The organism is Companilactobacillus halodurans (genome assembly GCF_009600995.1).
Taxonomy (GTDB): Bacteria; Bacillota; Bacilli; order Lactobacillales; family Lactobacillaceae; genus Companilactobacillus; species Companilactobacillus halodurans.
In genome coordinates this window covers 1-12,215 of sequence record NZ_VDFO01000058.1, presented here as the reverse complement: position 1 = coordinate 12,215, position 12,215 = coordinate 1, and the positions used below count along the sequence as shown (strand labels likewise).

Here is a 12,215-nt window from a genome sequence, read left to right as displayed (position 1 = left end):
TTGCATCAAGACGAAAAACCTCTTTCATTGTTTGTGGAGAACTCCAATGATACCTGATTTTTTCGTCTTGGTGTTTTTATTTTGGAATTTTATTGAAAGTGGCTAACTTGATTATAAAATTCGCCAACAGTTTCAAACCATCATTTGCCGTTCGGATTTTTAATTAAAAATAGTTCAAAAAATACCTAATAAAAAACAATTTAGGTATTTTTTTATGCCAAAGATTCAAATCAATATTATTTGTCAATTTTTCGGTAAAATATGGTATAAAAAATTTATCAAAGTGAACCTTTGTGAAATATTTATCTTTCAATTGACTATTTTTAGAATTCCTCTTATAAAATTTGATATAAATTAGAATGCTTTTATATCAACCTCTAGACCAATTCAATTAATTTGTCAAGGAAAAATCACTTAAAAATCAAAATTAAAATCAGAAAATAGGGTAACATTTTGTGACTAAGTGAACTATAATATATTTGTAACATGAAAGCGATTACATTTATAGTTTGGGACTGATTCGAGGTATAAATATCAAGGAGGTAATATTATGAGTAGTCGTGATACTGCGAACGTTCTATGGTTTGATGATTTACATCGGAAAGATGTCAATTTAGTAGGAGGTAAATCCTCTTCATTAGGTGAAATGACATCATCGATGAATGTACCGGTACCTTATGGTTATGCAACAACAGCACGTGCCTATCGTTATTTTATGAATGCAACTGGGTTGAACGATAAAGTTAATGCATTGCTAGAAGGTATTAAAGACTATGAAGACTCAGATGAGCTTCATGAAACATGTGAAAAGATCAGAAATATGATTGTCGGAGCTAAAATGCCTGACGATTTAGCTGATGACATCAAGGAAGGCTATGCTCAATTAGCTGACAAAGTTGGACAAGCAAATCCATTTGTAGCAATTAGATCTTCTGCCACAGCTGAAGATTTGCCTAACGCATCATTTGCTGGTCAACAAGAATCATATTTGAATATCAGAGGCGAAGATGATGTTGTTGATAGAGTCCAACAATGCTATTCATCATTGTTTACTGATCGGGCAACTTACTACAGACACAAGCAAAACTTCCCACATGAAAAAGTTGCTTTGTCTGCTGCCGTTCAAATGATTGTCTTCTCAAAAGCATCAGGTATCATGTTCTCAGTTAACGTTGCTAATGGTGACGCATCTAAGATTGTGATTGATTCAATTTATGGTTTAGGTGAATATATTGTTTTAGGTAAAGTTACACCTAATCACTTCGTTGTAGATAAGCAATCAATGAAGATTGTTGAAAAGAACGTCGTTAAACAAACGATTGAATTAGTTAGAGACGCTAACGGTGGTACTAAAGAAGAACCTGTTCCTGATGAATTACAAGAAAAACAAGTGCTTACGGATGACCAAGTTATTGAATTAGCTGGTTATGCTAAAGAAATCGAACGTCACTATGGCTGTTATATGGATATGGAATTTGCTTTGGATAAGAACACTGATCGTCTCTGGATTGTCCAAGCTCGTCCAGAAACAGTTTGGTCACAAAAGAAGAAGAAGGCTGATGCTGCAAAAGAAGAAGATGCTGACACAGTTGATGCATCTGATGCTAAAGTCTTAGTTCGTGGATTACCTGCAAGTCCAGGTATGGCTAGTGGAGTTGTTCACGTTATCGATAATCCTGAAGACATCGACCAATTCAAGAAGGGTGAAATCCTAGTTACATTGATGACCTCACCTGATTGGGTTCCAGCTATGAAGAAAGCTGCCGCTATCGTTACTAACAATGGTGGTATGACTTGTCACGCCGCAATTGTTTCTAGAGAAATGCAGATTCCTTGTATCGTTGGTACTAAGAGTAAGAAAGTTGCCGCAACTGATGTTTTGAAGACTGGTGACGTTATTACAGTTGATGCTACAAACGGTATCGTTTACGAAGGTAAAGTTGATAGCATCGTTAAGAAAGATAACAATTCAGCACAAGGTGGCCAAGTAGTTGCTGCTGAAACATTTGCTCCTACTGCTACCGGTGTCATGATGAACTTAGGTGATCCAGATTTGGCTGAGAAGTACTCAACGCTTCCAGCTGACGGAATTGGACTCATGAGAGAAGAGTTCCTCTGGACAACCTTTATTCACGAACACCCACTATATTTGATTGAACAAGGACACCCAGAAAAAGTTATCGATATGTTGGCTGACGGAATTTCTAAGGTTGCTCGTGCAATGGCACCAAGACCTGTAGTGCTCCGTCTATCAGACTTCAAGTCAAGTGAATATCGTAACCTCAAAGGTGGAGAAAAGTATGAACCACATGAGCCAGCAGATCTTTTAGGTTGGCGTGGTGCTTCACGTTATTACGATCCTAAGTATATTGAAGCCTTCAAACTAGAATTAGGCGCCGTTAAGAAAGTTCGTAATGAATTTGGTTTGAAGAACTTGAATGTGATGATCCCATTTGTCAGAACTGTTGATGAAGCTAAGAAAGTTACTGACATTATGAGAAATGAAGGACTAGTTCGTAATGAAGACTTTAAAGTTTACATGATGGCTGAGATTCCTTCAAATATCATCCTTGCCGACAAGTTTAACCAATATGTCGACGGCTACTCAATTGGTTCAAACGACTTGGCAATGTTAATTCTTGGTTGTGATCGTAACAATGATACAGTTGCACATCTATTTGATGAACGTAACCTTGCTGTTAAACGTGCAATCAAGCACTTGATCAAGGCCGCTCATAAAGATGGCAAGACAGTATCCATTTGTGGTCAAGCACCTTCCGAATACCCTGATTTCACTAACTTCTTGATTCAATGTGGTATTGACTACGTTTCAGTCAACCCAGACATGGTCAAGGCAACAAAACGCAACGTTGCACACTTTGAACAAAGAATTATGTTGGACAAGGCCACAGGACGTGGTTTACAAGACCCAACCGATTACGATTGGGAATAACGATTTGATGCTATCTGTCACAGGATAGTGATTGGACAGTTAGACAGTTGTATGCCTAACTGTTCTTTTTGTTTAGCGATATAATTAATTCATATAAGTAATATTATTATCGAAAAGGGGCATAATATGAAAGCAATCAAGTTAACCAAACCTATCCAATTATGATTCCATCTGGAGTTTTCTTAACTAGTTATGCTGGTGAAGCAACTGATTTATCAGCTGAAGTTCTTTCTAAAGTTTTGAAACAGATTGAACAAAAAGAGATTGAAGTTCCAATTGCTCATGTTTATCAAGGCCTTGAAAATGTTGGGCAAGCTCAACAAAATCTTGAATCTAATAAATATAATGGTAAGTATGTCGTTGTCCTTTAAATCAATAAAAACAGTTAGACTTTGAGGTCTAGCTGTTTTTTTTGCAATCTATGGTCACTTTATCAACAGTCACAGATGTTATAATTTTAATTGTTAAGCCTTAAAATTTTTGAGGGAGTACAAATAAATGAAAATTTACGATTTAAAATTGAATCATGAAATAAATCCAATTGTTGAGGATAAAAATCTCACTTTCAATTGGAAATTACGAAAAGATGAATCTCAAACCTTCGAAATTCATCAAACCTCATACCAAATTGTTATTTCTGATGAGAAAAACGTAATTTGGAGCAGTCCGGATATCAAAAGTTCTCAAACGATTAATAATCAATTTGAAGATGTTTTGTTAAATTCTGAAAGAATTTATTTTTGGCAAGTTAAAATTAGAGATAATCGCGGTAACTTGATTGTATCGAAGCAACAGAAATTTTTCACTAAGGCTTGTTTTGACGAGATTCGTTTCTTAAGTTCCGATAATGAGTCTTCGTTGCCCATTTTTACACGTGACTTCAAGTTGAACCAACGGATTGAAAATATCGATTCAGCCGTTCTTTATATCTCTGGTCTAGGATCTTATGATGTTTTGATTAATCAAAAGGATATTCAACACGATCAAGATAATTTAGTTGAAATTTTGAATCCTGGTTGGACTGATTATCACACCCAAATCAATTACCAAGCTTACGATGTAAAATCTTACCTTGAGTCTGATAACGACTTAAAGATTCCGATTGGAAAAGGTTACTTCCTCGGTAAGATTGCTCAATTTTCTAACTATGAAGATTTATTTGAGGATAATATTAAACGACCACTTTTGATTGTTAAATTGATTATTTCTTATGCTAATGGGCAAAAGCAAGTCATTACCACCAATGATATTAAAGATTGGAAATTTTATGACCAATATAGTCACGTCGACAACGATATCTATAATGGAGAAATCATCGATTTTAGTTTAAAAAATAGCAAGCTAAAGTCAGTTATTGAACCTAAAGTCAATCAAAAGAAATTGCAACAAAATTTAACGCCAAGTCATGGTGCTAAGGCTTATGAATTTCTAAACCAAAAAAATGCTCCAATTTCTGTTAATAGTTATCAAGCAGATGAAGTTATTTCAAATGTCCAGTTAGAACTTGGTGAGGTTAAATTAAACGAAGTTCAAGCTTATCAATTGATAGCAAAGGATAATACGCGACTATTATTTGATTTTGGTCAAAATATGGCGGCAACTTTATTGATTACTTTTAAATCCAATACATCTAAACCAACCAAAGTTAAATTTAAGACTGGTGAAATACTTAATGATGGTCGAGGCAACGTTGAAGAGAAAACGGGGAGCGATGGACCAAAGAATTCGTTGCATCACCGTAATTTGATTTCAGAAATTGGTGGGGATGCCAAATCAGAAGAAGTATTCTTGACGACTGATAATCAAGAACATACTTACAATGCTAAATGGACCTTTCATGGATTCAGATACGTTGAAGTCGAAAGTGACAATCCGGTAACTGTAAAATCAATTTATCAAGTACCAGTTAGCTCGTTAACTACTAAAACAGCTGATTTAAAGACTAATAATTCGCAAATAAATCGTCTGGTCAAAAATATTCAATTTGGAGAGCAATCAAATTATCTTTCCATTCCAATCGATTCGCCAAATCGTGCTGAAAGAGGCGGTTGGACTGCTGACGCTCAAGTTTTTGCAGCAAGTGGTTTAATTGGATTCGACAGTGTGTCATTTTTAAAAAATTATTTAAGAGTTATCAATCAGACAGAATCTGGTTTTGCTTATAAGGCTATTATGCCGATGTCGTTTTTCCCTAAACTGGCTAATGCACAAGCCTCTGGTTGGTCTGATATTGGTGTGATTTTGCCTTGGAAATTATATAAGTTTACTGGTGATAAACGATTTATCACTATGTATTACGATCAAATGGATAATTATATGCATCTTATTGGTGATTTAGACAGTGAGAAGACTAATTATGATGATCATATCTTTGGTGACTGGTTAGGATATGCTCCAGCTTCCACACCATTTATGAATCTCATTTATCGTGCCTATACAGCTAAATTAATGGTCATGATGTCACAAGTCATTGGTAATATTGAAAATACTAAAGCCTATAAAAATTTATTTTCCACTATAAAAAGTTTTATCCAAGATAAATATGTCTTGGAAAAAGATGATAAGTTCACTTTACTGACAAAAACAGCTGACGACGTAGATAAGTCTTTTCAAGGCTATGAATTTGTCGATAACTCAGAGACAGGTCTGTTATGGTTCTTAAAATTAAAACTTTATGCTAATGAAAAACAAAAAAATTCTGCAATCCAGGTTTTACAACAAGTTATAGAAAATAAAGGACAACAGTTTAGAAAAAATATGCCTAAAAAATCATTATCCGTCGGTTTTTTAGGAATAAATGTTTTATTGCCTGTTTTGAGCGAAGTAGGGCTAGATAATCTGGCTTACGATCTTTTGCTCAGCGATGATAATCCATCATGGCTTTTAGCTGTGAAAAATGGTGCTACGACTCTTTGGGAAAGATGGGATTCTTATACTAAAGAAAAAGGAATTTCTGCTGAGGCAATGAATTCGTTTAACCACTATTCGTATGGTTCCATCGCTCAATGGTTGTACAAAAACCTTTTAGGTATAAAAGTTGATCCAAGTAAAGCTACTGAAAATATTATCATTGCTCCAGAAATCGACCGTAGTAAGCAATATAATGATCAAACTCGTATCACTTCAGTCGATGGTTCATTTGATTCAGTCTATGGATTGATAAAGGTCAGTTGGTTCTCTGATGGAAGTAAGTTAACTGATTTGAAAGTTACTATTCCTGTAAATCAGTCAGCTACACTTAGATTAAAGAAAATTGATGCAGTTAATTTAAATTTAATATCAGAGTGCTCAAATTTTGATTATTATCAAATTAAACTAACTCCAGGGAGTCATTCTTTTAAAAATAATATCAACGAAAAAGACCATACTCATTAAAAGTATGGCCCGTTTTATTAATATTATTTTAAAGTTTTAATTACTTTGGCAGGATTCCCGCCGACGACGGTATATTCAGTTACATCTTTGGTTACCACACTGCCAGCACCAACGATTGCATGCTTACCAATTGTCACACCTGGAAGAAGAACAGCCTTAGCTCCAATCCAAGCACCTTCTTTGATTGTTATTGGAGCTGTTTTAAGAATGTTCATTTTCTCGATATCATGATTAGCTGTTAACATTGTTACTCCAGGGGCAACCTGGACATTATCCTCAATTGTTATGCCACCTAAGGCAATAGTTATCAGACTGTGATTAATGAAGACATTCTTACCAATGTTTATTTTATTAGCTCGGTCGATTTGAGTTGGAGTCCAAATCGTACTATTTTCTGGTAAACGATTTTCAAACAATTGGTCCAAATAATTACGAAGCTTAGGATCGTTTGGATCAAGATTATTGATTTTAAAACAAAGCGATTTGGAACGAACGCTTTCTTTCACGTTGTCTTTGTATTCTTCTGAATTCATATCGTAAATTTTCATATATTACTCCTTAATTTACTTTCTCCTCATATTTATTGACTACTTTTATAGTAAGAGAGAAAATTATTTATGTAAAATACTTATATTGATTACATTAGTATTCAATATTTGCATAAAAAGGTGATAAAATCATGGAAACGAGATTATTAAAATATTTTTTAACGATTGCACAACTGGGGACAATTTCCCAAGCTGCTAGAGAGTTACATATCACTCAGCCCACGCTAAGTCGCCAACTCAAATCTTTAGAAGATGAATTGGGGACCAGACTATTCACCAGAGAGCAGCACCAAATGATTTTGACCAAAGCAGGTTTAGAATTTCAAAACGATGCTAAGCAAATTATTAAAATGATTGAACGTTCTCAACAAAGAGTCAAGCAAGTTGAAAATGATATTGTGGGTACAATCGCTGTTGGGTGCATTGAAGCGAATGCAGCACAATTATTAGCTTCAGTGATCAAAGAGTATCATCAAAAATATCCAGGAGTAAAGTTTGAATTATATGATTTAGACAGTACTGATATTCAAGAAAGGTTGGATCAAGGTTTATTAGATTTGGGAATAGTTTTAAAACCGAGTGAAACTATCAAATACCATTCTAAAGACCTTAATTTAACTGATAAATGGGGTGTAGTTGTTCCAAAGAAGCGTTTTCCAGAACAAATTAGTATTAAAAAGGCTGATTTACTCAAATTGCCATTATTTATTACCCGTAACAATATTATGCAATCGGAAATGAAAACGTTATTAGGTATTTCTTTTAGTCAGCTCAACTTAGTTGGCATACAAAACCTAGTTTCCAATTCTTTATATTTAACGGACAATGAAACTGCTTATCCATTGTGTGCTAGTGGGGCTTTTGTCGGTGAAACAAAAACTTTGAAATTTTTACAAATAGATAATGTCAAACCAATCTATCAACAAATGATTTGGAGTAAACAACGTAAAGTCCCAACAATTGTCAATAAATTCATTGAAATGATGATAAAAATCGATAGTAATAATAATGAGTAAAAATAACCAAGCAATCATTATAAAATTAAGATTGCTTGGTTATTTTAATCTTTATAGTTTTCTTGATAAATCAAACGGTGTAATTTGAGATACTGCTCACCTAATTTTTTCTCATTTTGATTATCCTTAGGATAGTAATAGCGTTTTCCGGTCAAACCTTTAGGCATATAATTTTGCTGAGCAATCTGATGCGGTGCTTGAAAAGGAGATTCTATCAAGCCTCCACCAGTAATCTCTTTAGAATGCTTATAATGCATATCTCGTAAGCCTCTAGGCATGGGATGTTCATTAGGATGTTTTGTATCTTCATCCAACTTTTCCCAAATTTCATCAAAAGAGCCAGATTTAGGAGAGATGCACATCAGCATCGTCGCAAACATCAAGGGATATTTAGCCTTAGGCATTCCAACCTTTTCAGCTTGATTGGCAGCTACGACGATTTGCGTGACTTGTTGAGGATTAGCCAGACCAATATAGGTATAAGGGATTTCCCGAAGTCTCCGGACAACTGATTTGATGTCATTATTCTTCAATAAAACTGCTAAATAGTACAAAGCTGCATCTGTATCGGAACCAGCCATTGAATCAGAATAGGCGGCCAGATAGTCATAGTGTTTAGTAGCCCTTTTGTCGTAATTAAAATGCTGCTGCTGGGCAAACTTTTTCACGTCATTAACGGTTAATTTGTCAGGATTGATAGCGTGCAATGTCTCCAAAGTATTCAGGGCAATCCTCAAGTCGCCATCAGCTGAAATAGCTATTAGTTCCAAGGCTTTAGGTTCAATCTGTTCGTCCGTTAATTGATAAATTTGTGTCACAGCTTTTTTTAGCATCGTCTGAATGTCTTTTTGCGTAAGAGGCTTGAATTCAAAAATCTGACTTCTCGACCGAATAGCCGGTACGACGGACATAACTGGATTTTCAGTCGTCGAACCGATTAACATGATATGACCATTTTCTAAATAAGGCAGTAAGAAATCTTGTAAAGTCGTCGTCATTCGATGCATTTCATCAATCAAGAGCACAAAGGATTGTTCAGGATAAAGGTCGATCAATTGCGTCAATTTAGCCTTATTGTCAATTGAGGCATTAAATGAAGCAAAAGCATATTTATATTCTCGAGCGATAATCTGTGCCAAAGTGGTTTTTCCAGTCCCTGGTGGTCCCCATAATAATAATGGGATGTTGACGTGACGGTCGATGATTTGGCGGAGTGGTTGACCAGGTGATAAGAGTTCTTTTTGTCCGACCATTTCTGATAGTTTTTGAGGTCGCATTTGGTCAGCTAATGGTGTGTTAAAAGCCAATTTGAGACTTCCTTTCTATTTCAAACATTTAAAATCGTAATTTTGATAAGCTGTAGTTAAAAATTTCGGCGTGTGGCTGTATTGGAATTTTGCTAATTGGGGGATGGTAACTTGTTTAGAATCTTGGAGCCATTCTTTGAATAGTCCCATCATGCCATAAGAATGATACTTGATAGCCAGTACTTGTTCAGTTGAAACTTCCTTTTCCGGTGTATTGGCTTTGATTGCAGCCAGTGCTGTTTTGATATTAAAATCTTGAATATATTGGTTGATGGAATTTTGATAATTGCCAAGATAAGTCTTTTGATAAAACAATTTATGTTCTTCCATCTGTTGCAAATTTTCGATAATACTTTCAATCGAGTATTTAGAACCCATCTTTAAGTAAGTTAGTGAAAAATCATTTATAAAAATCCAAGCCACTAATTCGTATTTATCATGAAAATGATAGTAAAAAGTTTGGGGAATCGTATTACATTCTTTGCAGAGATCAACGACGCGAAGTTTATCGAGTGGGGTAGTTTGCAGCATTTCTTCAAATTTTTTAGCAAATAATAATTTCGTTTGATTTTTTAAAGCCAAAGGTTTCACCTCATTTATACCGGACTTATTTTATATAAAACCTATTATTTATCTAGTTATTATACATAATAATATTTTTATCTAGTGAAAGACAATGATTTGCCCTTTACAATGTATTTGCGATATAAGAATAAACAATGATGAGGAGAATTATATATGAACATAATGGTAACTGGTGCTAATGGTGGATATGGTCACGATGCGCTCCAATATCTTCAAAAATTAGCTCCCAATGATAATCTATATGGATTAGTAAGAAGCGAGAAGAAGGGTGCCGGCTTGAAGAAACATGGTATCAACCTTCGTATTGGGAACTTTTCTGATTTAGACTCAATGAAATCAGCCTTAAAGGGCATTGACCGCTTATTGTTTGTTTCCGTAGCAATTCCCAATATTCAAAAAAATGTTGTTGATGCGGCTGTTTATAATGGAGTTAAATACATTGCTTATACTAGTATTTTGGATCCACAATTCTTCAAATTCGGCTTAGAAATCAATCATGCTGAAACGGAACGATGGATAAAAGATTCTGGAATTGCTCACACATTCTTACGTAACAGTTGGTATTTGGAAATCAGTCAAGCCTTGTTCGATTACGCTAAGAAGACTAAACAATTCTTATACTTTTCTGATAAAGGTAAAACTTCTTTTGCTTTGAAAGCAGAATATGCCAAAGCTGGCGCTCAAGTGATCACTCATCCAAGTGACCAGGAAATTTTAAGTCTTTCTAGGAAACCAGTGACTTATCAAGAATTAGGTTTAGCAACTCAAGAGGCGCTTGGAGAAAAGCTAGACATTAAACAAGTTTCAGCAACTGAATTTGAATCGAAATTACAAGAAGCTGGAATTGAGCCACAACAAATTATGCTGACAAAAGCTTATCAGACCTATACTTCAAAAGGTAACAATGGCGAAGAAAAAGCCGACCAAACTACTTTTGATAAAGTAATTGGTCAGCCATTGCCTCGATTATCAGATGCCATTAAAAGACTTACTGAGTGAAAAATAATAATTAAAATAATTTTTAAAAACCTATTTACAAATCGCAAAATATGAATATAATAGAAACATGGAAATTAATGCAAAGCTGTTTTCAGCACTGTCTAATCAAACAAGACTCGATATTTTACAATGGCTTAAAAATCCTCAAAAAGAGATTACTTCGGTATCCTGTGAAACTGTGCAATTTATGATGAAAGAAAAGGGTGGTATTTGTGCGACAGATATTGTCAAACGAGCCGGTCTTGCACAATCAACTGTTTCAAAATACTTAAGTGATCTTCAAAGTTGTGGATTATTGATTTCAGAACGTCATGGCAAATGGACTTACTATCGACGTGATGAGAAAAACATTCAAGCATTGGGCCAATTTATTACAAAGGAACTGTAATTAGTTCCTTTTGTTTTTAAAACTTAATATCGATAATTTCCGATTTATAAATATAGTGGAGGTTGCTTATGGAAGAGAATCTAAGAATCGTTTTACCACAATGGCAAGGTGGGATGAATCCCAATTACCAAATGGGGGCTAAAATTTTAGAAGCCTTAGTACCAGAAAGTTCACAGTCAGAAACTATTAGAATTCCTGTATCTGACGTTGCCGAAACAGACAATAAAGAGATTGACGGCGAATCTAGTTTATTAAATCAAATGCAAACGACTTATGATACTTTAACAGTTAAAAATCCTCAAAGAGTAGTTACTTTAGGTGGCGATTGTTCAATTTCTGAAGCCCCATTTGATTACTTACATGGTAAATATCCAGATGATTTTGGTGTAATATGGTTAGATGCTCATCCAGATATTTCTAATACTGATGATTCACGTCATATTCATGAAATGGTTGTAGCTAACTTACTGCAAAAGGGCGCTTCTAAATTTAACAATCAAGTAAAGAATCCTATCTCTTCTGATAAAGTTTTATTTGCTGGATTAAAATACAATGATTTGCGTCCTATGGATAAAATGGTTAATGATCTTAAAATGAGTTACGTTACACCAGATGAATTAGTAACTGATAGCCAAAAGATTCTCGAATGGCTTGTATCCAAGAAAATTAAGCATATTGCCATTCATTTAGATTTAGATGTCTTAGATCCTAATGATTTTCGCTCAATTTTGCCCGCGGAACCAGGATTAGATAGAGATAATTTTGGAGCAGCTATTGGTTCAATGAAACTGTCTCAAGTTTTACGTGTCTTGGAAGATGTCAGCACAAATTCTGATTTAGTAGGGTTATCAATTGCTGAACATATGCCTTGGGATGCAATTAATTTACACAATGGTTTAAAAAAATTAGCCATTTTTAAAGGCTGTTCGTCAAATTAAGTTGATGGCAGTTTACATAAGCAGTTAGATCATAATTGGTCTAGCTGTTTTTTATTTGGCTGACGAGCTTGCTCGGAGCCAAAAAATTTGAAGATTGATACGCTTA

10 protein-coding genes are annotated in these 12,215 nt (G+C 34.7%); 7 read left to right on the top strand and 3 right to left on the bottom strand.

Annotated elements, in window-relative coordinates:
• The first annotated feature begins 550 nt into the window (after positions 1-550).
• The 3 genes from ppsA (at position 551) to FHL05_RS11720 (ending at position 6,328) form a co-directional block, all read left to right on the top strand.
• Entirely contained in the window at positions 551-2,953 is a 2,403-nt protein-coding gene (ppsA, locus tag FHL05_RS11730) for a phosphoenolpyruvate synthase (protein WP_153386427.1), read from the top strand.
• A gap of 161 nt (positions 2,954-3,114) precedes the next feature.
• Positions 3,115-3,324 carry an MDR/zinc-dependent alcohol dehydrogenase-like family protein gene (locus FHL05_RS11725; RefSeq protein WP_153386425.1) on the top strand — a complete coding sequence of 70 codons (210 nt, stop codon included), beginning with the start codon at positions 3,115-3,117 and terminating at the stop codon, positions 3,322-3,324.
• A gap of 127 nt (positions 3,325-3,451) precedes the next feature.
• The gene (locus FHL05_RS11720; RefSeq protein ID WP_153386423.1) at positions 3,452-6,328 is read left to right on the top strand and encodes a family 78 glycoside hydrolase catalytic domain; all 2,877 of its coding nucleotides are present in this window, start codon (positions 3,452-3,454) and stop codon (positions 6,326-6,328) included.
• A gap of 23 nt (positions 6,329-6,351) precedes the next feature.
• Here FHL05_RS11720 and FHL05_RS12900 read toward each other — a convergent pair whose 3' ends face one another.
• Positions 6,352-6,543 carry an acyltransferase gene (locus FHL05_RS12900; RefSeq protein ID WP_420360969.1) on the bottom strand — a complete coding sequence of 64 codons (192 nt, stop codon included), beginning with the start codon at positions 6,541-6,543 and terminating at the stop codon, positions 6,352-6,354.
• Between the two features lie 464 nt (positions 6,544-7,007).
• On the opposite strand from FHL05_RS12900, the gene FHL05_RS11710 reads away from it, so the two are divergent.
• Positions 7,008-7,892 (top strand): LysR family transcriptional regulator, encoded by an 885-nt coding sequence (locus FHL05_RS11710; RefSeq protein WP_153386419.1) that lies wholly within the window; start codon positions 7,008-7,010, stop codon positions 7,890-7,892.
• Positions 7,893-7,936: 44 nt separating this feature from the next.
• On the opposite strand, the gene FHL05_RS11705 is transcribed toward FHL05_RS11710, so the two are convergent.
• Both FHL05_RS11705 and FHL05_RS11700 read right to left on the bottom strand, forming a co-directional pair.
• Positions 7,937-9,199 (bottom strand): replication-associated recombination protein A, encoded by a 1,263-nt coding sequence (locus FHL05_RS11705; protein ID WP_153386418.1) that lies wholly within the window; start codon positions 9,197-9,199, stop codon positions 7,937-7,939.
• A 15-nt stretch (positions 9,200-9,214) separates the two neighbouring features.
• The gene (locus FHL05_RS11700) at positions 9,215-9,781 is read right to left on the bottom strand and encodes a TetR/AcrR family transcriptional regulator C-terminal domain-containing protein (RefSeq protein ID WP_153386416.1); all 567 of its coding nucleotides are present in this window, start codon (positions 9,779-9,781) and stop codon (positions 9,215-9,217) included.
• 156 nt (positions 9,782-9,937) lie between these two features.
• On the opposite strand from FHL05_RS11700, the gene FHL05_RS11695 reads away from it, so the two are divergent.
• From FHL05_RS11695 to FHL05_RS11685, 3 genes are all read left to right on the top strand, one after another.
• Positions 9,938-10,783 carry an NAD(P)H-binding protein gene (locus FHL05_RS11695; protein ID WP_153386414.1) on the top strand — a complete coding sequence of 282 codons (846 nt, stop codon included), beginning with the start codon at positions 9,938-9,940 and terminating at the stop codon, positions 10,781-10,783.
• A 67-nt stretch (positions 10,784-10,850) separates the two neighbouring features.
• Positions 10,851-11,171 (top strand): ArsR/SmtB family transcription factor, encoded by a 321-nt coding sequence (locus FHL05_RS11690; RefSeq protein ID WP_153522784.1) that lies wholly within the window; start codon positions 10,851-10,853, stop codon positions 11,169-11,171.
• 68 nt (positions 11,172-11,239) lie between these two features.
• Complete coding sequence (locus FHL05_RS11685) at positions 11,240-12,109, top strand: arginase family protein (protein WP_153522782.1); 870 nt, start codon at positions 11,240-11,242, stop codon at positions 12,107-12,109.
• The last annotated feature ends 106 nt before the right edge of the window (positions 12,110-12,215 follow it).